The organism is Actinomadura verrucosospora (genome assembly GCF_039540335.1).
Classification (GTDB): Bacteria; Actinomycetota; Actinomycetes; order Streptosporangiales; family Streptosporangiaceae; genus Spirillospora; species Spirillospora verrucosospora.
Genome location: NZ_BAABEV010000030.1, coordinates 1 through 19,270, shown reverse-complemented (window position 1 = coordinate 19,270; position 19,270 = coordinate 1). Strand labels below are relative to the sequence as shown.

The window sequence follows — 19,270 nt, the reverse complement described above, 5'->3', positions numbered from 1 at the left end:
GTCGTCCAAGGTAGAGGTGATCCTCCGGGTCTGGCCACCCCGCGCCGGGGTGAGTTGGTAACTTGGTACCATGGTAAAAATTGAGCGGGTGCAGACCGGTGTGCGGATCGAGCGCAACGTGCTCAAGGTCCTCAAGGCGCTGGCCGAGTACCTCGACCTGTCCCTGGGCGACCTGGTCGAGGGGATCGCCCTGCACGCCTTCGAGGGAAAGGCCCCCTTCGCGCCGGAGACGCTCGCCAAGATCGAGCAGCTCAAGGACGTCTACGGCCTGACGCTGACCGCGGCGGACGCGCACGTCCTGGACGAGACGCGATGAGCGGCGCCCGGCACCGGCTCACCGGCCGCCTGGCGGTCGCGCTGCCTCCGGACGAGGCGTTCCCCCTGTTCACCGCGCGGGGAGAGCGGCGGTGGGTGCCGCGATGGGCGCCGTCCTTCCCCGCGCCCGTCGCCGACGACGCCGAGCCCGGGACGGTCTTCCAGACCCTCGACCATGGCCGGACCACCACCTGGATCGTCGTGGACGCGACCCCCGGCCGGCGCATCCGCTACGCGCGCGTCACCCCGGGCGTCAGCGCGGGAACGGTCTCCGTCGTCCTGGACCGGGCAGGCGATCACAGCGACGTGACCGTCACCTACGAGCTCACCGCGCTCTCCGGCGACGGAGCCGCCGACCTGCGGCGTTTCGCCGACGGATACCCCGCCTTCCTGGCGGCCTGGCAGGACGCCATCGCCGAGGCCCTGCGCGCCGAAGCCCAAGGCCCGTCCGCCTGACCGGCGACCGACGCCAAGGCGTGCACTCGTCCCGCTCCACAGGCGGAGGGAACCCGTCCGGCGCGACCGGCCGAGTACCGGGTGAAAGCCCACCGAAAGGACCCCTGTGAACGGACGAGTCACATGATGACCGCACCTTCGGGGACGGAGCCGGACGTCCCTCCAGGCCCGCCGACCGACGCCGCGGTCCTGCGGGAGTCGCTCCGGCGACCCGAGCGCTTCGCGGACCTCTTCGACCGGCACGGCGACGAGATCCACCGCTACGTCGCCCGCCGCCTCGGCCCCGACATGGCCGAGGACGTCGTCGCGGAGACGTTCCTGACCGCCTTCCGCAAGCGCGGACGGTACGACCCCGGCCGGCCGGACGCGCGCCCGTGGCTCTACGGGATCGCCACGCACGCCCTGCGCGAGCACCGCCGCGCCGAGGCCCGCCGCACCAGGGCGATGGCCCGCGCGGCGCCGGACCGGCCGGAGGAGGCCTTCGACGAGCGCAGCACCGCCAGGGTCGCGGCGGGCCGGCTCCGGCCCGAGCTCGCCGCGGCGCTCACCCGGCTCTCGGCCGCCGACCGCGACCTGCTCCTGCTCATCGCCTGGGCCGACCTGAGCTACGAGGAGGCGGCCCAGGCCCTCGGCGTCCCCCTCGGCACGATCAAGTCCCGCCTGCACCGGATCCGCAAGAAGCTGCACCGCGCGTTCGGCGGCGCCCACCCCCTCCAGGAGAACGCGACATGACCACCGACGAGATCACCCTGTTCCGCGAGGGCCGCCCGGACGTCCCCGAGTACGACCGCCTGGCCAAGGCCCGCCTGCGCGTCCGCCTCAGTGACGGGGCGCCCGCCTCCCCGGCCCGGCCGTGGCGGGCCCGCCGGCGCCTCCTCACGGCCGGAGCCCTCGCCGGGGCGCTGGCGATCGCCGCCGCCACCGCCGTCACCGTCGGCGGCCGGGACGAGCGGGAGCCCGGCGCCCTGGCCCTGCGTCCGGTCGGCGCCCCCCAGGATCTGGCCCACAACGCCGCCCTGGTCGCTGCGACCAAGCCCGTTCCGAAGATCGGTCCGGCGCAGTGGGCCTACCTGAAGACGGTCTACGCCGAGACCCAGGAAGGCGGCGGACGGCCCCTCTTCGGCGCCCCGGACAAGACCCGCACCCAGGAACTGTGGCGCCGGACGGACGGCAGGCGGTTCGCCGTGATCGAGGACGGCAGGCTGCGCGTCGCCAAGGGCTCGAAGTACACCCCGACCTATCCCGAACTGCTCTCGCTGCCCACCGACCCGGGCGCGGTGCTCGCCCGGATCTACAAGACGATCGACGCCGAGTACGCCCGGCGTCTCGCCGAGTGGGGCAAGCCGATCCCGGAGGGGCTGCCGAAGCGGACGCGCGAGAAGCACGCCCTGATGAAGAAGGCGAAGCCGAAGCCGCCGACAGCCGAAGAGCGCGACTCCACGGCGTTCGAGCTCGTCTCCCAGTACATGCGCGACGCCGTCCTCCCCGCGAAGATCGAGGCGGCGCTGTACGGCGCCGCCGCGAGGATCCCCGGCGTGCGCTACGAGCCCGCGGCCGCCGATCTCGGGCATCGCCGGGGGGTGACGCTCTACCGCGTCGAGAACGGCTACCTGCGCAGTGAGATCCTCATCGATCCGAAGACCTACGCCTACCTGGGCTTCCGCGCCATCGCGGTGAAGGACCACCGGGAGCCCGGCCTGCTGCCCCTGAAGCGGGGCCAGATCACGGGCTGGGGCGCCCTGATGGCCTCCTCCTTCGTCCCGAAGCCGGGCGGCCGCGGCTGAGCGGGGAGGACACGCCGAGATGACGCCTCGCCTGCGCCGGTGGGCCCGGATCGTGGCTTCGCCGGAGCGGTGAGGCGTCATCGCCCCCGTCGCGCCGTCCGCCCGTGCGCGGGACGCGGGATCGGCCGGACGGCGCGAGGACGGTCCCGCGTCAGTCGACCAGGGCGCCGGCGGAGATGTTGACCTGCGTGGAGGTCAGGCTGGCGGCGTGGTCGGAGGCCAGGAAGGCGGCGACGCGGCCGACGTCGGCGAGCGTCGCGGCGCGCTTGAGCAGGGTGGCGTCCACCATCTGCTGCTTGATCGGCTCCATGTCCGGGATGTTCGGCATGGACTCGGGGATGCCGCCGGTGCGCATCGACAGGACGCGGACCGAGTGCGGTCCGAGCTCGCAGGCCCACTGGCGGCGCATCGCCTCCACCATGTCGCAGCCGATCTGCACCGTCCCGATGCCCGGCAGCCGGTGGGCGGGGTCGGAGCCGCCGAAGTGCAGGATCACCCCCGAGTTCTGCTTGACCATGTGCCGCGCGGCGGCCCGCGTGGTCACCAGGAACGAGCGGGCGACCTTGTCCATGGCCCGGCCGAAGTCCGCCGCCGGCATGTCGAGCAGGGGCATGAACAGGGCGTCCTGGGAGATGGCGTTGACCGACACGTCGACGCTGCCGGCCGTCTCCACGACCGAGTCGACCCAGCCGTTCACGGCGTCCTCGTCCAGGGCGTCCACGCGCGCCGTCTCGGCGAGGCCGCCCGCGGCCCGGATCTCCTCGGCGACGGCGTCGAGCTTGGCGGGGGTGCGGCCGGCGAGGAACACCCGCGCGCCCTCGGCCGCGAAACCGCGCGCCATGGCGCCGCCGATGGCGCCGCCTCCGCCGTAGACGACCGCGGTCTTGTTCTCCAGAAGCATCGTGGTTCTCCGTTCGTCTGAGGTGCCACGACGCTACGAGCGCGGACGGACGGCCCGCATCGGTCATCGAACGGGTGTTCAACAGCGCAGGTCGGCACGGCTGAACCGGGCCGGGGAGAGGCGCGGGGAAGGCGGGCCCCGCGGGCGCGGCGGCAGGCCTAAGTCATGTGTCCGATACCAGCCGGGCCAGCTCCACGCGGCGGGTGACGCCGATCTTCGGGTACGCCTTGTAGAGGTGGTGCCCGACCGTGCGGGGGCTGAGGTAGAGCTGCGCGCCGATCTCCCGGTTGCTGAGCCCGGCGGCGGCGAGCCGCACGACCTGGAGCTCCTGCGGGGTCAGCCGTTTCAGGGGGTCGGCGTCCCCGGACCGGGCCGCCGGGCGGTCCCCGAGGACCTCCAGCTCCGCGCGGGCGCGCTCGGCCCAGCACTCGGCGCCGAGCCGCGTGAACGCCTCCCGCGCCGCGGTCAGCTCCTCCCGGGCCTCGGGGCGGCGGCGCCGGCGGCGCAGCCACTCGCCGTACAGCAGCCGGGTCCGCGCGGCATCGTAGGCGCGGTCGCCGTGCAGGCCGAGGGCGGCGCGGTAGTGCTCGCCGGCCTCGTCCCCGGTGGCGAGCAGGGCGCGGCAGCGGGAGATCAGGGCGGTGCTCGACGTGGCCGCCGCCCACGCCTCGAACGCGGGAAGGTGGGCGCGGGCCAGGTCCGGGCGCCCGGCGCGCACCGCCGCCTCCGCGTGGTCCGGGACGGCGCGGATCAGCACGTCGTGCCGGGACGGGCCCGAGCACACCGCGTCCAGCCGCTCCAGGGCGGCTCCGGCGTTCCCCTCGGCGAGGTCGAGCAGCCCGAGGCCCCAGGACGCGAGGGCGGTGTTGGTCGGGTGCAGGTCGGAGTGCTTGAGGACGCCCGCCGCCAGGGCCCGGCTGCGGACGGCGTCCGACTCCAGCCGCACCACGATGCACCGCAGCGCGGTCACCTGCGTGTCCATGCCGATGTCGGCGGCCAGCGACATGCCCTCGGCCGCCGCCGCGTCCGCGCCGCGCAGGTCGCCGAGCAGCACCCGCCCGATCGCGAGGGCCTCCAGGATGTAGGGGAGCCAGCCGAGCGCGCCGCGGGCCCTGGCCTGCGCGGCCATCCGCTCCAGCAGCCCGGTGGCGCCGCGGTCGTCGGCCACGAGCAGGCCCATGAACCCGCCGATGACGAGTTCGACGGCCTCCTCGACCTCGCCGCTCCGCGCGGCCTCGAAGAGGGCCCGCATCGGGGGGACGGCCCCTGGCACGCCGTCCGCGAGCCGACCGTAGGCGATCAGCGCGGCGCTCACCGGCGCCTTCGGTGAGCCGTCCGGCAGCCGCACCGTCCCGAGCAGCTCGACGCTGCGCCGCACCAGGTCGTGGGCGCCCGCGTCCCGGGCGGCCCAGACGGCCTCCGTCAGCATGGCGACCGCCTGCTCGGGATCGCTCCCGGCGATGAGCGCCGCGCCCCGCAGCGCCAGCTCGGCGTCGGCGGCGGGCGAGGTGCGCTCGTAGGCGACCTGGGCGCGGATGAAGGTGGCCTCCGCGACGACCCCGTCCTCGGCGCTGAGGTGCTCGGCCTCCTCGGCCAGGCGGGCGGCCTGGTCGGGCCGGCCGGCGTCGTAGGAGGCCCGCGCCGCGTGGACGAGCCGCCGGGCCTTGCCCTCCGGCTCGGTGCTGAGCCGCGCGGCGCGCTCGTAGGCGGTGGCGACGGCGGCCGTCCCGCCGCGCAGCTCGGCGCGGTGCGCGACCCGTTCGAGCTCGGCGGCGACGCCCTCGTCGGGGCCGGTCGCGGCCGCCGCCAGGTGCCAGGCGCGCCGGTCGGCGTGCTCGTCTCCGGGCAGCACGCTCGCCAGGGCGCCGTGCGCGTCGATCCGCCGGTGGTGCGCCGCGTCCTGGTAGGTGACGGCGCGGATGAGCGGGTGGCGGAACCGCACCTCACCGCCGTCCAGGACCACGAGCCCGGCCTCCTCGGCGGGCCCGAGGTCGGCGGGCGTCAGGCCGAGCGCGTCCCCGGCGCGCAGCACGATGCCGAGGTCGGCGGTGCCGTCGGCGGCGACCACCAGGAGCAGCCGGCGGGTGGCGTCCGGCAGCTCGGCCAGCCGGCGCCGGAACGTCTCCTGCACCCGGCCGCCCACCGGCAGCGGCCCGGCGGGGCGGGCGGGCCGCGACCGCAGGGCGTTCCCCAGTTCGATGAGCGCGAGCGGGTTGCCGGCCGCCTCGTCCAGCAGGCGCTCGCGCACCGGCACGGTCAGCCCGGGGGCGTGCGCCATCACCAGGTCCTCGGCGGCCCCGCGGTCCAGGCCGGTCAGCCGCAGCACCTCCAGCCCGCGGTCGGGGAAGGGGCGGGCGCCGTCCCGGGCCGTGAAGATCATGGAGATGGGGTCGGCGCCGAGCCTGCGGGCGGCGAACAGCAGGGCGTCCAGCGACGCGGTGTCCAGCCACTGCGCGTCGTCGACCAGGCACACCAGCGGGCGGTCGGCGGCCAGCTCCGACAGCAGCGTGAGCGTGGCCGCGCCGATCAGGAAGCGGTCGCCCGCCGGGCCCGCGCCGAGGCCGAACGCCGACCGCAGCGCCGCCGCCTGCTGCTCGGGCAGGGCGTCGAACCGGTCGCCGTAGGGGTGCAGCATCAGATGCAGCCCGCCGAACGCGAGCTCGCTCTCGGACTCGACGCCGATCCCGCGGAGGACCCGCATGTCCCCGGCGGCCGCCGCGACCTGTTCGACCAGGGCCGTCTTGCCGATCCCCGCCTCGCCCTGGACCACCACGGTCCTGCTCCGCCCGGCGCGGGCGTCCCTGAGCAGCCCGGTGAGGTGGTCGAGCTCGCGGTCTCGCCCCATGAACACGCCGAGAACACTACAAGCCGGACCGCCCGCCCACCGGTCGGCCGGCCGTTCTGGGGGTGGCGGACGAAGGCCTCGTGCTGGAACGTCCATGCCGCGCGGCTTGCGCCCGGACGAATCACGCGGGGTGATCCCACGAATGAGCGCCCCGGCGACGGCGTGATGCCGTCACCGGGGCGCCTACGTTCAGGGTCGCCTGGCAGCGATTACTGCTTGCCCTGGTCCTTCAGGGTCTGTGCCAGGTTCTCCGGGGTGTTGTGGAGGGACGTCTGCGAGACCTTGCCGCTGTCGTCGACGATGTTGACGACGCCCGTACCGCCGTTCTTCGGCGCCTCATCGATCGCGTACTGGATGGCGAGGGTCGCGTTGGCCTCGGGGGACAGGCCCTCTTGGTAGTAGTAGTTCTTATCTTGGCCGGCCATGTCAGGTCCTTTTCGTTGCTCCGACGGGTGACCTCCTTGCTGCCACCCTGCGGGCGATCGTTCCCGGGGCGGGCCGACGATGTCAAGATCAGCTGCCGGCCTCAGCGGAGTGCGGAGCGGGCGGTGGGGGCCAGGGTCAGCCGTTCCGGTGGCGCCGCGGAGTCCGCGGCGAGGGCGGGCAGGAGCCGCTCGGTCCACTCCGGTGACCGGGCCAGCCGGTCGAGGTGGTCGCGCAGGTGAGCGGCGTTCTCGAAGACCGCGAACCAGACGAAGACGTTCTCGCCCGTCCGCACGGGGAGGAGGGGAAAGGTGTTCTCGGCCGGTTCGGTCTGGAAGCGGGCGACGGGAGCGGCGCCGAGACCGGCCATGAACGGTGCGATCGTGGCGTCGAAGTGCGCCGCGAACGCGGCGTCGACGGGTGCTCCGCGATGCAGGATCGTCGCCATGACCCGGGACTCGGGAGGCGCCGCTCCGACCGGCGGCCGCCCGTCCGCGGGCGGGAAGCCGGAGCCGGGCCCCACCGGCCGCAGCAGCAGGACGTCGTCGGAGTCGACCATGGTGGCGGCGGCGGCCATGCCGTGCTCCCTCCACGCCGCGCCCTCCAGGTAGAAGGCGGTGAGCGCCGCCTTCCGCGCCTCCATGTCGGGGAAGCCGCGCAGCCACACGTACCGGTCCGGGTCGGCCTCGTCGTGGAACTGCCCGATGACGCGCATCCCGGCGGCCTCCTGGGTCTCGACGAACTCGCGGTCGAAGAGATCGGTCAGGACGGGCCGGGCCCCGGGCCGGAGGGTGTACTGCCGCAGTTCGACGACGGAGCAGCGGAGGTCCGCCGCGGGGGCCGGCGCGGCGCCGGGGGCCTCGGACATGGCTCGTTTCCTTCGTTCGGGAGGGGCGGGCCTCCACGGTCGCAGCCCGGCGCGGCGGCCACGAGTGGCTGATCTGCCGACATGCGCACGCTTTCTGCCATAAGTTGGGCGGCTATGACGCGCGCCTCCGTCGCCCTCGTCCTGCTCGACGACATGCCGTTCTTCGAGGTCGGGATCGCCTGCCAGGTCTTCCGCTCGGCGCGGGCCGACCCGGACGTCCCGTGGTACGGCCTGCGGCTGTGCTCGACCGAGCCGGGGGACGTGCACCTGGAGTTCGGCTTCACCCTCGGCGCGGGGCACGGGCTCGACGGCCTGGCCGGCGCCGACATGGTGGTCGTCCCCGCGCTGCCGTACGCCCACGTGGAGTCCGACCGCCCGGTGCCGCCCGGGCTGACCGCCGCGCTCGCGTCCGCGCACCGCGCCGGCGCGCGGATCGTGTCGCTGTGCACCGGCGCGTTCGCCCTCGCCGCCGCCGGGATCCTGGACGGACGGTCCGCCGCCACCCACTGGATGTTCGCCGGCACGTTGCAGCGCCGGTACCCGCGGGTCCGGGTGGACGCCTCGGTGCTCTACGTGGACGAGGGGGACGTGCTCAGCAGCGCCGGACGCACCGCCGGGCTCGACCTGTGCCTGCACATCGTCCGCCGTGACCTCGGCGCGGACGTCGCCAACCAGGTCGCCCGGCGCATGGTGGTCCCGGCGCACCGCCCCGGCGGCCAGGCCCAGTACGTCGAGCTCGCCGTGCCCCGCACCGACGGGGACGGGCTGGGCCCGGTCCTGCAGTGGGCCGCCGCGCGCCTGGACGAGCCGCTGACCGTCACGGACCTCACCCGGCGGGCGCGGATGAGCCCGCGGACGTTCGCCCGCCGCTTCACCGCCCACACCGGGACCACCCCGTCCCGGTGGCTCCTCGACCAGCGCCTCGGCCGCGCCCGCGCCCTGCTCGAATCCACCGACCTGCCCGTCGACCAGGTGAGCCGCCGCAGCGGCCTGGGCTCGGCCGCGAACCTGCGGCGCCATTTCACCCGGCACGTCGGCGTCCCGCCGACCGACTACCGGCGCGCCTTCCGCGCCCGCCGCCCCTGAACCGGCCGCCCGGCTCGCCACGTGTCCTGACACACCCTGCGGATAGGGTCGGCGCATGTACTCGACGCGGGTGTCGCGGCACGTGAAAGCCCGTCCTTCGGACGTCTACCGGGCGCTCGTCGACGCGGACGCGATCAGGAGATGGCGGGTGCCGGACGGCATGACCGGCGAGGTGCACGCGTTCGACGCCCGCGAGGGCGGCGCGTTCCGGATCTCGCTCACCTACGACGCGCCGACCGGCGCCGGCAAGTCGTCGGCGCGCACCGATACCTACCACGGGCGGTTCGCGGAGCTCGTGCCCGGCGAGCGCGTGGTCGAGGTGTTCGAGTTCGAGACCGGCGATCCCGCCTTCCAGGGCGAGATGACGATGACCACGACGCTCACCGAGGTCGACGGGGGCACGGAGGTCCTCGTCGTGCACGAGGGCATGCCCGACGCGGTGCCCGCCGCCGACAACGAGACCGGCACGCGAATGGCCCTGGACAACCTCGCCAGGCTCGTCGAAGCGGACTAGGGACGGCCTGGCTCAGCGCGCCTCCCTCTCCGCGAGATCGGCCGGCTCGCCTGGGGAGGGCGACGAATCGCTCTTGCTCTGTCTGGGCAGCCAGCGAGATGCGAGCACGCCGAGGACGACGTGCAGGAGGCTCGCCACGGCGACCGCCGCGTGCAGTCCGACGACGAAGGCGGACTTCGCATCGTCGGCCTGAGTGGCCGTCAGTTCCGGGATCTGGAGTGTCTCGCCGAGGGTCGGGGCGAAGGCCGGGCCCTGGAGCCGGAAGACGAGTGCGGCGAGCGAGCCGAGGAGCGCGATGCCGAGGGCGTTGCCGATCTCGTTGCTGGTCTCGGCGATGGCTCCGGCCGCGCCGGCGCGCTCCGGCGGGACCGCGCCGACGGCGGTGTCCGCGACGAGGGCGAAGGAGAGGCCGTAGCCGACTCCCGCGACGACGGTGGAGGCGATGTACCAGCCGGCGCCACCGTGGACGGTGGTGGGGAGCAGGAGCAACAGCCCGGCGGCGATGGAGAGATGGCAGACGAGCAGGGTGGTGCGTTTGCCGATGCGGTCGACCACGGCCGGCGTGATGATGCAGGTGAGGGTGAGCACCGCGGCTCCGGGTAGGGCGAGCAGGGCGGCGTGCAGGACCGCAAGGCCCAGGACCGACTGGAGGTAGACGCCCGCCAGGTAGGCGGTCGCGGACCATGCCGCCAGGGGCAGCAGCCCGGTGACGATCGCGACGGTGAAGGTGCGGTCACCGAACAGGGAGAAATCCATCAGTGGATGTCGCAGGCGCCGCTGCCGGGTCGCGAACCACACCAGAAGAACCGCTCCGGTCAGGGCCGCCAGGACGGGGAGGAGCGAGAGACCTTCGGCCGCGACGCGCTTCAGCGCGTAGATCGCGAGCAGCAGGCCGGCAGCGGAGGTCACGACGCTGGTGACGTCGACGCGGCCGGGCCGAGTCGCGCGGACCTCACCGAGCAGGACCGGCGCGAGGACCAGGAACACGGCGACGACGGGCAGGTTGACCAAGAAGACCGATCCCCACCAGAAGCTCTCCAGCAGCACACCACCGAGGACCGGGCCGATGGCGAAGCCGGCGGCGAACGCGGCCGCGAAGATTCCGATGGCCTGTGCGCGGCGCCGCGGGTCGGCGAACAGCTCGCTCACCACCGCCAGGGCGGAGGGGAGCAGGGTGGCCCCGGCGACGCCCATCAGCGCACGAGCGGCGATGAGCAGTCCCGGGTCAGGGGCGAACGCCGCGGCCGCGGACGCCAGCCCGAAGACCGCCGTGCCGATCATGAGGAGCCGCAGCCTGCCGTATCGGTCGCCGAGGTCGCCGAACGCGATGAGCAGGGATCCGACGGCGAAGCCGTAGACGTCCAGGATCCACAGGGCCTGCTCGGCCGTCGGCGCCAGTGCTCCGCTGATCCGGGGCATCGCCAGGAAGAGGATCGACCCGTCCATCGAGACCAGCAGTACCGGCCCCAGGACGACAAGGAGACCAAGCCAGGCCCGTGCACCCGGCGTACTCGCGTGCTGTTGATACATGTCGTCCACGCTCAGGGCCGCCGCGTCGGACGGCCATCCCCTTGCTCTGGGTAGACCCAGCAGGTGCACCCACGCCCGCCGCGGCGTGCATACGCTCCATGGCGTGGAGAGTCTGGGAACGTTCCTGAAGAACCGGCGTGATGGAATCACCCCGGCCGAGATCGGACTGCACACCTACGGCACCGCTCGGCGGGTCCCGGGGTTGCGTCGCGAAGAACTGGCCCAGCTCGCCGGAGTCAGCCCCGGGTACTACACCCGGTTGGAGCAGGGACAGGCGGAAACCGCTTCGGACCAAGTGCTCAATGCCCTGGCAAGGGTGCTGCGGCTCGACGAGGTGGAGACCGCGCACCTGCGCAATCTCGCTCGGCAGTCCACCGCCCCCGGACTGTCGGACCCCGGCCGGGAGGAGCCGCACGGGCGCGTTCTGGCTCTCCTCGCCACGCTCGGCGACGCGACCCCGGCGCTCGTGCTGGGCCGGCGAGGAGACGTGCTCGCGTGGAACCGCGCCGGCCACGCGCTGTTCGCCGAGCACATCGACTTCGACGCGCCGGACGCGCCGGATCGGCGTCCCTCGATCCCGCGGATGTTCTTCCTCGACCCGCTCACCCGGAGCCTCCATCGCAACTGGGACGAACTCGCACGCGTCCACGTCGCCTACCTGCGGCTCACCGCGGGCCGCTTCCCGACCGACGCCCGGCTGGCCGAACTCATCGGCGAACTCACCATGCGCAGCGACGAGTTCGCGGCCATGTGGGCGACCGGTGAGGTCGCCGACTGCACCGTGGGGGACATGCACCTGCAGCACCCCACCGTCGGAGCCGCGAGCGTCGCCTACCAGGTCTGGCTCCAGCCCGACAGCCCCGACCACCGGCTTGAGATCTACACCCCGAACGACGCCGGCTCCGCCGACGCGCTGCGCATCCTCACCCGGGACGCGCCGCACGGAGCGTCATCGCCCTAGCCGCCGTCCAGGGCGCGCCGGGCGAGGATCGCCGCGCCCCTGACGGCCGCCTGGTCGTCCAGCCGCGTGCGCAGCAGGCGCGGCGGGTCGCGGAACTTCAGGCGGGCGGCCAGGCGTGCTTCGAGGGGAGCCAGCAGGGTGTCCCCGGCGCGGGCGAGTCCGCCGCCGACGACCACCAGGCCCGGGTCCATCAGCAGGGTCGTCATCGCGAGGCCGTCGGCGAGGCAGTCGAGCGCCTCCGACCAGACCCGTCCGGCCTTCTCCTCGCCCCGCCCGGCCCGCGCGATCACCTCTTCGGCCGGGACGCCCTCGCCGTGGCGGCGGGAGATGGCGGCGGCGGACGCGTAGGTCTCCACGCACCCCCGGTTCCCGCAGGCGCAGGGCTCGCCGCCGGGACGGACGACGACGTGGCCGATCTCGCCGCTCCAGCCGACCGTCCCCGGGTAGGGGGCGCCGTTCAGGATCAGGGCGGCGGCGATGCCGGTCCCGACGGCCACGAAGACGAAGTCTCCCGCGCCGCGGCCCGCGCCCAGCACGGCCTCGGCCAGGCCGCCGGTGCGGACGTCGTGGCCGATGGCGACGGGGATGCCGAGGCGTTCGCGCGCCAGCCGCCGGATCGGCACGTCCCGCCACCCCACGTTGGCGGAGTGGACGGCCGTGCCCGACGCCTCGTCCACGATGCCGAGCAGGGCGATGCCGGCCGCGCGGGCGGGGGAGCCCAGGGACGCGGCGCGGGCGGCGAGATGGGCGGCGAAGTCGAGGACGCCCCCCACCGGGTCGGCCCGGTCGGTGGGCCGCGACTCGCTCGCTAGGATCTGCGGTTCCTCGCCGCCCGCGTCCTCGCCGAACAGGGCGGCCTTCATCGTGGTACCGCCCACGTCCAGGCCGATCAGGGTCATTTGACCGACCCCGCCGTCAGGCCGCCGATGAGGTAGCGCTCGATGAAGACGAACAGGATGACGACCGGAATGATCGCGATCAGCGACGTGGCGAAGAGGTACTGCCAGTGCGCCTGGTACTGGGTCACGAAGGACGGGATCCCGACGGTGAGGGGGCGGCGGTCCGGGGACGCGGTGACGGTCAGCGCCACGATGTACTCGTTCCACGCCGCGATGAACGTGTAGACGATCGCGGTGACGACGCCCGGCATGGAGATGGGCAGGGTGACGCGGGTGAGGGCGCCGACGCGGCCCGCGCCGTCCAGGAAGGCGGCCTCCTCCAGCTCCTTCGGGATGCTGGAGAAGTAGCCGTGCAGGATCCAGATGCAGAACGGCAGGTTGAACGCCGCGTTCACCAGGATGAGCGACAGCAGCGTGTCGGTGAGGTCGAGCGCGACCATCTCCCGGTAGATGCCGATCACCAGGGCGGTCGGCGCGAACATCTGCGTGACCAGGACGAGCAGCAGGAACGCCCCGCGCCCCCGGAAGCGGTTGCGGGCCGTGTAGTACGCGGCGGGCATCGCGCAGGCGAGGGTGACCAGGGTCGCGGCCGCCGCGACGGTGAGGGAGACCCGCATGTACGTCCAGACGGGCGCGGCCGACCAGACGTCCACGAAGTTCGACCACGTCCAGTGCGAGGGCAGGTAGGTGCCCGGCGACCTGGTCAGCTCGCGCTCGGGCTTGAGCGCGGTGACGAACATCTGCAGGTAGGGCAGCAGGAACGCGAGGGCGACCAGCCAGCCGACGCCCGTGAGGACGATCCGGCGCGTCATCGGACCTCCTCCCGCCAGCGGGCGGCGCGCAGGTACAGCAGCACCATCACGAGGATCAGCGCGAAGTTCACGACCGCCATCGCGCCGGACTCGCCGACGTCCTGATCGTAGAACGCGAGTTTGTACATGAACGTGGTGGTGGTGTCGGTCTTGCTGCCGGGGCCGCCGCCCGTCATCGCCCAGATGATCGGGAACGAGTTGAAGACGTTGATCACGTTGATGATGGACGCGACGAGCACGGCGGGGCGCAGCAGCGGCAGCGTGATGGCGACGTAGGTGCGCACGGACCCGGCGCCGTCGACGCGGGCCGCCTCGTACACGTCGGCGGGGATCGTCTGGAGCCCGGCGAGGATGACGAACGAGGTGAACGGCAGCGACACGAAGACCGCCACCCACATCATCCACAGCATCGCCTGCCCCGGGTGGGCCAGCCAGTTCACCGGCTCGTCGATCACGTGAAGGTCGAGCAGCACGCGGTTGACCAGGCCGGAGTAGTTGTCCAGCATCCACTTCCAGATCAGCGACGTCATCAGCACCGACGCCGCCCACGGGACGATGACGGCCCAGCGCACGACGCGGCGGCCGGGGAAGCGGGCGTTCAGCAGCTGGCCGAGGGCGAGCGAGAGCACCATCGTGACGACGACGACTCCGGCGACCCACAGCAGCGTCCGCAGCACGACCGGGACGAGGTCGTCCTCACCGAACAGGTCGGTGTAGTTGCCGCCGCCCCGGTAGCCGAGCGTGACGCCGGACGAGCTGATCTTCTGCAGCGAGGTGCGGACCATCTCGATGACGGGCCACAGCACCACGATCGCGATGAGCGCGAGGGACGGGGCGAGCCACGGCAGCGGTGCCAGGGCGCGTCCGGTCCGCCGGAGGAGGGAGGGGCGGGGGGCCGTCGAGGCGGCGGCCCCCCGCTCTCCGGTCGGGGACTCCAGCACTCAGCCGGCCTTCTCCGCCGTCTCCTGGATCTTGTCCAGGATCTTCTTCGGGTCTTCGTTCGCGGCGGCGGTGCCGAGGTCCTGCTTGACCGCGCCCGCGACCGCCGACCACGCCGGGTTGGACGTCGGCGCGAACTTCGACGTCGGGAGCGCGTCCACGAACTGCTTCATGTACGGGTCGGCGCTGAGCGCGTCCCCGGCCGACTTCGTCACCGGGAGGAAGCCCTCGGTCTTGAGGAACTTCGAGGTGTTCTCCTTCTGGTAGAAGAAGTCGAGGAACTTCTTGACGGCCTCCTTGTTCTTGCCGCCGTCCTTCTTGAACGCGGCGAGGACGTCCATGACGCCGAGGGTGTTGTGCTCGGTGCCGCTCTTGCTCGGCAGCGGCGCGACGCCGAATTCCAGGTCCTTGTTCACCGGGTCGATGAATCCGGCCTTGGTGAACGGGCCGCCGATCGCCATGCCGATCTTGCCCTGCGCGAACTGGTTGAACACCGTCTTGCGGTCGGTGGTCTCCGGGTTCGGCTGGGTCAGCCCGGACTTGTTGAGGTCCTTGAGGAAGGCGAGGGTGTCGACGTTGGCCTTCTGGTTGATCGCCCATTTGCCGGACGCGTCGACCCAGCCGCCGCCGTTGTTCATCGCCCAGGAGTAGAACTCGGCCTGGGACTCCTCGGGGCCGAGCGGCAGCCCGTACCCGGTGGCGCCCGCCTTCTTGATCTTCTCGGCGTCGGCCCTGACCTCGTCCCAGGTGGCGGGCGGGTCGCTGATGCCGGCCTTCTTGAACAGGGCCTTGTTGTAGAAGAGCAGGCGGGCGCTGGAGATGAACGGCAGGCCGTACTGCGCGCCGTTGTACTGCGCCTGCTGGACGAAGGTCGGCGTGAAGTCGCCGAGCGTGCCCGGCGACAGCACCTCGTCCGCCTTGTAGATGAGGCCGTCGCGGGCGAAGTCGGAGAACGCGTTGTAGTTGAGGACGTCCGGAACCTGCTTGGTCTGGACGTAGGTCTTCACCTTGGCGTCCATCTGGGTCCAGTCGACCATCTCCAGGTTGACCTTGTAGCCCGAGTTCTTCGCCTCGAAGTCCTTGATCAGGGCGTCCCAGAAGGGTTTGGTGTTGTCGTCGTAGATCGCGGCGACGAACTTGATGGTCTTGCCGTCGGAGTCGCCTCCCGACGAGCTGCCCTTGCCGCAGCCGCTGACGCCGAGTGCCACGGTCAGGCCCGCGGCGACGACGCCCATGAGGTGCCGTTTCATCTGTCCCCGCCTTCTCCGGCTGTCGCGCATGAAAGATTCTGCGCGGTGTGAACGCCCCCCGAGCACAAACGCGCGTGGTGGGGAAGAAGATAAACACTGGTCCGTACCAGTTCAAGGGGCCCGTAAAGCACGAATCTCAACCGTTATGCGAGGTTTCGGAGACGCCGGTCTGGTCCGGTGTCCACGCTGGGCTGGTCTGGTCGCCCGTCAGGAGCGTCCGGGTGTTCGCTCCGGGGGCCTCGCGGGCCCCCGTCCTGGAGCGGCCAACCGCACCGCGATGTGTCGCATCTTGCCTGCGTCCTGTTTTGCCCCATCTTGACCGGGTAACCCGGCGCCGTACCCGAGTTGGACGATGAGGTGGACAGGACATGAAACTCCGGACGGGCCCGATCGCGGGCGCGGCCGTCGGCGCCGGCGGGGCGCTGGCCGCGCTCTCGGCGCGGCGCCTGGCACGCCGTGCCTCGGCCGGGCTCGTCACCCGGCTCGAACGGCGGCTCGACCGTGCGGTCCGGCACCTCACCGCGAAGGCGGAGCAGGCCGGCCCGCTCGCCAAGGCCGCACTGGCCGGGGTCAAGGCGCTGCAGGAGGGCAAGTCGCCCTTCCGCGCGCTGCTGAGCTTCGGCTGGACGGCCCTGAAGGAGACCCTCGCCGGCATCTTCGGGCGGGGGCGGAAGGGGAAGCTGACCAACATCGTCGAGCAGATCGACGTGGGGGCGCCGCGCCGGCTGGTCTACGACCAGTGGACGCGGTTCCAGGACTACCCGTCCTTCATGAAGAAGGTCGTCAGCGTCGACCAGGCCGACGACGCCAGGCTGAACTGGAAGGCGAAGATCTTCTGGTCGGCGCGGACGTGGGAGTCGACGATCAAGGAGCAGGTCCCCGACGAGCACATCGTGTGGCGCTCGAAGGGCCCGAAGGGCCACGCCCACGGGTCGGTCAGCTTCCACGAGCTGACGCCCGACCTGACCCGCGTCCTGCTCGTCCTGGAGTACCACCCCGTCGGCCTGTTCGAGCGGACGGGCAACCTCTGGCGGGCCCAGGGCCGCCGGACGCGGCTGGAACTGAAGCATTTCCGCCGTCACGTGATGACGCAGGCGCTCCTGCACCCCGACGAGGTGGAGGGCTGGCGCGGCGAGATCCGCGACGGCGAGACCGTCACCAACCCCAAGTGAGGAAGCGGAACATGGCACGCGCAAACCCGATGGGCAAGCTGCCCGTCGGCCAGATCGCCAAGAGGCTGCCGATCGGCGGGCGCAAGCGCTCGTCCGGTATCGGCGCCATCACCAAGGCCCTCCCGGGCGGCCGGGCCGTCGGCACCGCGGGCGGCGTCCTGCTCGGCGCCGGCGCGGCCGTCGCGGCGAGCCGGGCCATCGCCGGCAACCGCGCCGGGCGGGACTCCGACCAGGGCGACCAGGAGCAGGCGAAGGCCTCCGACGCCAAGAGCGACTCCAAGAACGGCGCGAAGGACGAGGCCGAGAACGCCGCCAAGAGCGACTCCAAGGACGAGGCCAAGGCCGGCGCCAAGGACGCCGACGGCAAGGACGAGCAGTCCGAGGGCAAGGGCAAGGGCAAGGGCATATTCGGCAAGCTCAAGGACGTCCTGCCCGGCGGCAAGAAGGGCAAGGGCGGCAAGGGCGGCGGGAAGAAGGTGAAGGTCACCAACATCGTCGAGCACATCGACATCGGTGCGCCGTCCCGCCTCGTCTACGACCAGTGGACGCAGTTCCAGGACTACCCGTCCTTCATGAAGAAGGTCGTCAGCGTCGACCAGGCCGACGACACCAAGCTGAACTGGAAGGCCAAGATCTTCTGGTCGGCGCGCACGTGGGAGTCCACGATCGTCGAGCAGGTCCCCGACGAGCACATCGTGTGGCGCTCGAAGGGCCCGAAGGGCCACGTGGACGGGACGGTGAGCTTCCACGAGCTGTCGCCGAACCTGACCCGCGTCCTGGTCGTCCTGGAGTACCACCCGCAGGGCTTCATGGAGCGGACGGGCAACCTGTGGCGCGCCCAGGGCCGCCGCGCCCGGCTCGAACTGAAGCACTTCCGCCGGTACGTGATGACGAACTCGCTGACCCGCGCGGACGAGATCGAGGGCTGGCGCGGTGAGATCCGCGACAGCGAGGTCGTCCGGACGCACGAGGAGGCCATGGAGGAAGAGGAGAAGTCCGGTAAGGGCAGCGGCTCCGGCACCTCCGCGAAGGGCTCCGAGAGCGCCAAGGACTCCAAGGACTCGGAGACCAAGGGCTCCCGGAACGGCCGGAGCACGCGGAGCTCCTCCTCTTCCTCGTCCTCCTCGTCGTCCCGCAGCGGCAAGGCCGAGGACCGCGAGGAGGAGTACGAGCAGGCCCGCTGACCCGGCGGCCGGCCGGATCAGCGGATCAGCCGGGCCAGCTCGACGCGCGAGCGGATCCCGAGACGGGTGAAGACGTTGCGGAGATGGTGGTCGATCGTCCGCGGGCTGAGCAGCAGGCGCGCAGCGATCTCCCGGTTGGTGGCCCCCTCGGCGGCCATCCGGGCGATGTGCGCCTGCTGCGCGGTGAGCTTGCCGAACCCGCTCGCCGCCCGCGGCGCGGTCTCCCCGGCGGCGCGCAGCTCGGCGCGGGCCCGCCCCGTCCACGGGGCGGCGCCGTAGCGCTCGAACACGCGCAGCGCGGCGCGCAGGTGCTCGCGGGCGGCGCGGGGGCGTCGCCCGCGCCGCAGCCGGTGCCCGAACAGCAGCTCGGTGCGGGCCAGCTCGAACGCGGCGCCGGCGGCCTCGTGCAGGCGCAGGGCCTCGGTGAAGTGCTCCTCGGCCTCGTCGTCGCACCCGGCCAGCAGGCCCAGGCAGCGGCGGCCGAGCGCCTCCGGGCCGGGGGGCGAGCCGATCCCGTCCACCCAGCGGCGGAAGTGCCCGTAGGCCCCCGCGGCCGGGTCGTGCTCGCCGGTGCGGACCAGCGCCTCGACCAGGTGGGGGACGGACAGGAGCCGCGCCGGCGGGTGCGCGAGCCCGGCGCCGCCCGGCAGCCGCACCCGCGCGGCCGCGTCGGCGGGCCGGTCCGCGGCGAGGTCGAGGCACGCGGGCGCCCACGATCCGAGGGCGCCCGCGCGGGCGAGGAAGCGCGCGTCGGCGGCGCCGGTGAGCTGGTCCAGCAGCTCGCGCGTCCTGGCCTCGTCGCCGTTGAAGGCGGCGGTGAGGGCCAGGGTGGCGAGCTGCTCCGTGGCGTGCCCGTGCAGGCGGGTGGCGCGGGCCAGGCGCAGGCCGTCGTGGCAGGCGGCGATCGGCGCGGGGGGATGCCCGAGGAGCGTCTCGCAGCGCCCGGCGGCCACCAGCGCGAACGACTCGGCGGGCGCGTCGCCGGACCGCCGGGCCGCCGCGACCGCCTCGCCCGCCAGCGCGCGGGCGCGGGAGCCGTCGCCGAGGGCGAGGGCCGACAGCGCCGCCCACGACCGCGCGTCCGGGTCCGCCGCGTCCGCGCCGAGGCGCACGGCGTGCCCGAGGCGTTCCGCCGCCTCCCGGTACCGGCCGCGGATCACGGCCGCGACGCCGCCGAGGTGGGCGAGCAGCAGCTCGGCGCGCGGACCGGGCGCGGCGGGCTCCAGCGCGCGGGCGCGCTCGGCGATCTCCAGGCGGGCGCGGTGGTCGCCGGACGCGTCGGCGGCCTCCGCGGCCCACACCAGCGCGTCCAGCGCCGCCGCGGCGTCAAG

19 protein-coding genes are annotated in these 19,270 nt (G+C 73.1%); 9 read left to right on the top strand and 10 right to left on the bottom strand.

Annotation, left to right across the window (positions count from 1 at the left end):
* The first annotated feature begins 70 nt into the window (after positions 1-70).
* From ABD944_RS27600 to ABD944_RS27585, 4 genes are all read left to right on the top strand, one after another.
* Positions 71-316, top strand: coding sequence for a hypothetical protein (locus ABD944_RS27600; protein ID WP_345181551.1), 246 nt, complete (start codon positions 71-73; stop codon positions 314-316).
* The gene (locus tag ABD944_RS27595; protein WP_345181549.1) at positions 313-771 is read left to right on the top strand and encodes an SRPBCC family protein; all 459 of its coding nucleotides are present in this window, start codon (positions 313-315) and stop codon (positions 769-771) included. The genes ABD944_RS27600 and ABD944_RS27595 overlap by 4 nt, the downstream gene beginning before the upstream one ends.
* Positions 772-894: 123 nt before the next feature.
* Positions 895-1,503 (top strand): RNA polymerase sigma factor, encoded by a 609-nt coding sequence (locus tag ABD944_RS27590; RefSeq protein ID WP_345181547.1) that lies wholly within the window; start codon positions 895-897, stop codon positions 1,501-1,503.
* The gene (locus ABD944_RS27585; protein ID WP_345181545.1) at positions 1,500-2,555 is read left to right on the top strand and encodes a CU044_5270 family protein; all 1,056 of its coding nucleotides are present in this window, start codon (positions 1,500-1,502) and stop codon (positions 2,553-2,555) included. The genes ABD944_RS27590 and ABD944_RS27585 overlap by 4 nt, the downstream gene beginning before the upstream one ends.
* Positions 2,556-2,706: 151 nt before the next feature.
* Here ABD944_RS27585 and ABD944_RS27580 read toward each other — a convergent pair whose 3' ends face one another.
* The 4 genes from ABD944_RS27580 to ABD944_RS27565 form a co-directional block, all read right to left on the bottom strand.
* Positions 2,707-3,456 (bottom strand): SDR family NAD(P)-dependent oxidoreductase, encoded by a 750-nt coding sequence (locus tag ABD944_RS27580; RefSeq protein ID WP_345181543.1) that lies wholly within the window; start codon positions 3,454-3,456, stop codon positions 2,707-2,709.
* Between the two features lie 163 nt (positions 3,457-3,619).
* Positions 3,620-6,301 carry an ATP-binding protein gene (locus ABD944_RS27575; protein ID WP_345181740.1) on the bottom strand — a complete coding sequence of 894 codons (2,682 nt, stop codon included), beginning with the start codon at positions 6,299-6,301 and terminating at the stop codon, positions 3,620-3,622.
* A 209-nt stretch (positions 6,302-6,510) separates the two neighbouring features.
* The gene (locus ABD944_RS27570) at positions 6,511-6,726 is read right to left on the bottom strand and encodes a hypothetical protein (protein WP_345181541.1); all 216 of its coding nucleotides are present in this window, start codon (positions 6,724-6,726) and stop codon (positions 6,511-6,513) included.
* 101 nt (positions 6,727-6,827) lie between these two features.
* A complete protein-coding gene (locus ABD944_RS27565; protein ID WP_345181539.1) occupies positions 6,828-7,592 on the bottom strand; it encodes an NIPSNAP family protein in 765 nt (254 codons plus the stop codon).
* A 114-nt stretch (positions 7,593-7,706) separates the two neighbouring features.
* Between ABD944_RS27565 and ABD944_RS27560 the strand changes: the two genes are divergently transcribed.
* A complete protein-coding gene (locus ABD944_RS27560) occupies positions 7,707-8,678 on the top strand; it encodes a GlxA family transcriptional regulator (RefSeq protein ID WP_345181537.1) in 972 nt (323 codons plus the stop codon).
* Positions 8,679-8,733: 55 nt separating this feature from the next.
* Positions 8,734-9,192: an SRPBCC family protein gene (locus ABD944_RS27555; RefSeq protein WP_345181535.1), complete on the top strand. Its 459-nt coding sequence runs from the start codon at positions 8,734-8,736 to the stop codon at positions 9,190-9,192.
* A gap of 12 nt (positions 9,193-9,204) precedes the next feature.
* Here ABD944_RS27555 and ABD944_RS27550 read toward each other — a convergent pair whose 3' ends face one another.
* Positions 9,205-10,722 carry an MFS transporter gene (locus ABD944_RS27550; RefSeq protein ID WP_345181533.1) on the bottom strand — a complete coding sequence of 506 codons (1,518 nt, stop codon included), beginning with the start codon at positions 10,720-10,722 and terminating at the stop codon, positions 9,205-9,207.
* 103 nt (positions 10,723-10,825) lie between these two features.
* Between ABD944_RS27550 and ABD944_RS27545 the strand changes: the two genes are divergently transcribed.
* Positions 10,826-11,683: a helix-turn-helix transcriptional regulator gene (locus tag ABD944_RS27545; protein ID WP_345181530.1), complete on the top strand. Its 858-nt coding sequence runs from the start codon at positions 10,826-10,828 to the stop codon at positions 11,681-11,683.
* Here the strand turns inward: ABD944_RS27545 and ABD944_RS27540 are convergent.
* From ABD944_RS27540 to ABD944_RS27525, 4 genes are read right to left on the bottom strand one after another with little or no spacing between them, the layout of a single operon-like run.
* Positions 11,680-12,582 carry an ROK family protein gene (locus ABD944_RS27540; protein ID WP_345181527.1) on the bottom strand — a complete coding sequence of 301 codons (903 nt, stop codon included), beginning with the start codon at positions 12,580-12,582 and terminating at the stop codon, positions 11,680-11,682. The two genes, ABD944_RS27545 and ABD944_RS27540, sit on opposite strands and share 4 nt — an antisense overlap.
* A complete protein-coding gene (locus ABD944_RS27535; RefSeq protein ID WP_345181524.1) occupies positions 12,579-13,394 on the bottom strand; it encodes a carbohydrate ABC transporter permease in 816 nt (271 codons plus the stop codon). Before ABD944_RS27535 ends, ABD944_RS27540 begins: the two co-directional genes overlap by 4 nt.
* Complete coding sequence (locus ABD944_RS27530; protein ID WP_345181520.1) at positions 13,391-14,335, bottom strand: carbohydrate ABC transporter permease; 945 nt, start codon at positions 14,333-14,335, stop codon at positions 13,391-13,393. The genes ABD944_RS27535 and ABD944_RS27530 overlap by 4 nt, the downstream gene beginning before the upstream one ends.
* Entirely contained in the window at positions 14,336-15,583 is a 1,248-nt protein-coding gene (locus tag ABD944_RS27525) for an extracellular solute-binding protein (RefSeq protein ID WP_345181517.1), read from the bottom strand.
* 368 nt (positions 15,584-15,951) lie between these two features.
* On the opposite strand from ABD944_RS27525, the gene ABD944_RS27520 reads away from it, so the two are divergent.
* Complete coding sequence (locus ABD944_RS27520) at positions 15,952-16,755, top strand: SRPBCC family protein (protein WP_345181513.1); 804 nt, start codon at positions 15,952-15,954, stop codon at positions 16,753-16,755.
* Positions 16,756-16,766: 11 nt separating this feature from the next.
* Positions 16,767-17,939 (top strand): SRPBCC family protein, encoded by a 1,173-nt coding sequence (locus ABD944_RS27515; protein WP_345181511.1) that lies wholly within the window; start codon positions 16,767-16,769, stop codon positions 17,937-17,939.
* A gap of 17 nt (positions 17,940-17,956) precedes the next feature.
* Here the strand turns inward: ABD944_RS27515 and ABD944_RS27510 are convergent.
* Positions 17,957-19,270 (bottom strand): helix-turn-helix transcriptional regulator (locus ABD944_RS27510; protein ID WP_345181508.1); only part of this gene is annotated, 1,314 nt, incomplete at its 5' end.

What these genes read in the sequence shown, in the direction of transcription:
- ABD944_RS27565 (WP_345181539.1), bottom strand. Translation starts at nt 7,592, where the DNA reads ATGTCCGAGGCCCCCGGCGCCGCGCCGGCCCCCGCGGCGGACCTCCGC.
- ABD944_RS27515 (WP_345181511.1), top strand. Translation starts at nt 16,767, where the DNA reads ATGGCACGCGCAAACCCGATGGGCAAGCTGCCCGTCGGCCAGATCGCC.
- ABD944_RS27560 (WP_345181537.1), top strand. Translation starts at nt 7,707, where the DNA reads ATGACGCGCGCCTCCGTCGCCCTCGTCCTGCTCGACGACATGCCGTTC.
- ABD944_RS27570 (WP_345181541.1), bottom strand. Translation starts at nt 6,726, where the DNA reads ATGGCCGGCCAAGATAAGAACTACTACTACCAAGAGGGCCTGTCCCCC.
- ABD944_RS27520 (WP_345181513.1), top strand. Translation starts at nt 15,952, where the DNA reads ATGAAACTCCGGACGGGCCCGATCGCGGGCGCGGCCGTCGGCGCCGGC.
- ABD944_RS27525 (WP_345181517.1), bottom strand. Translation starts at nt 15,583, where the DNA reads ATGAAACGGCACCTCATGGGCGTCGTCGCCGCGGGCCTGACCGTGGCA.
- ABD944_RS27575 (WP_345181740.1), bottom strand. Translation starts at nt 6,301, where the DNA reads ATGGGGCGAGACCGCGAGCTCGACCACCTCACCGGGCTGCTCAGGGAC.
- ABD944_RS27555 (WP_345181535.1), top strand. Translation starts at nt 8,734, where the DNA reads ATGTACTCGACGCGGGTGTCGCGGCACGTGAAAGCCCGTCCTTCGGAC.
- ABD944_RS27535 (WP_345181524.1), bottom strand. Translation starts at nt 13,394, where the DNA reads ATGACGCGCCGGATCGTCCTCACGGGCGTCGGCTGGCTGGTCGCCCTC.
- ABD944_RS27585 (WP_345181545.1), top strand. Translation starts at nt 1,500, where the DNA reads ATGACCACCGACGAGATCACCCTGTTCCGCGAGGGCCGCCCGGACGTC.
- ABD944_RS27600 (WP_345181551.1), top strand. Translation starts at nt 71, where the DNA reads ATGGTAAAAATTGAGCGGGTGCAGACCGGTGTGCGGATCGAGCGCAAC.
- ABD944_RS27580 (WP_345181543.1), bottom strand. Translation starts at nt 3,456, where the DNA reads ATGCTTCTGGAGAACAAGACCGCGGTCGTCTACGGCGGAGGCGGCGCC.
- ABD944_RS27590 (WP_345181547.1), top strand. Translation starts at nt 895, where the DNA reads ATGATGACCGCACCTTCGGGGACGGAGCCGGACGTCCCTCCAGGCCCG.
- ABD944_RS27595 (WP_345181549.1), top strand. Translation starts at nt 313, where the DNA reads ATGAGCGGCGCCCGGCACCGGCTCACCGGCCGCCTGGCGGTCGCGCTG.
- ABD944_RS27540 (WP_345181527.1), bottom strand. Translation starts at nt 12,582, where the DNA reads ATGACCCTGATCGGCCTGGACGTGGGCGGTACCACGATGAAGGCCGCC.
- ABD944_RS27550 (WP_345181533.1), bottom strand. Translation starts at nt 10,722, where the DNA reads ATGTATCAACAGCACGCGAGTACGCCGGGTGCACGGGCCTGGCTTGGT.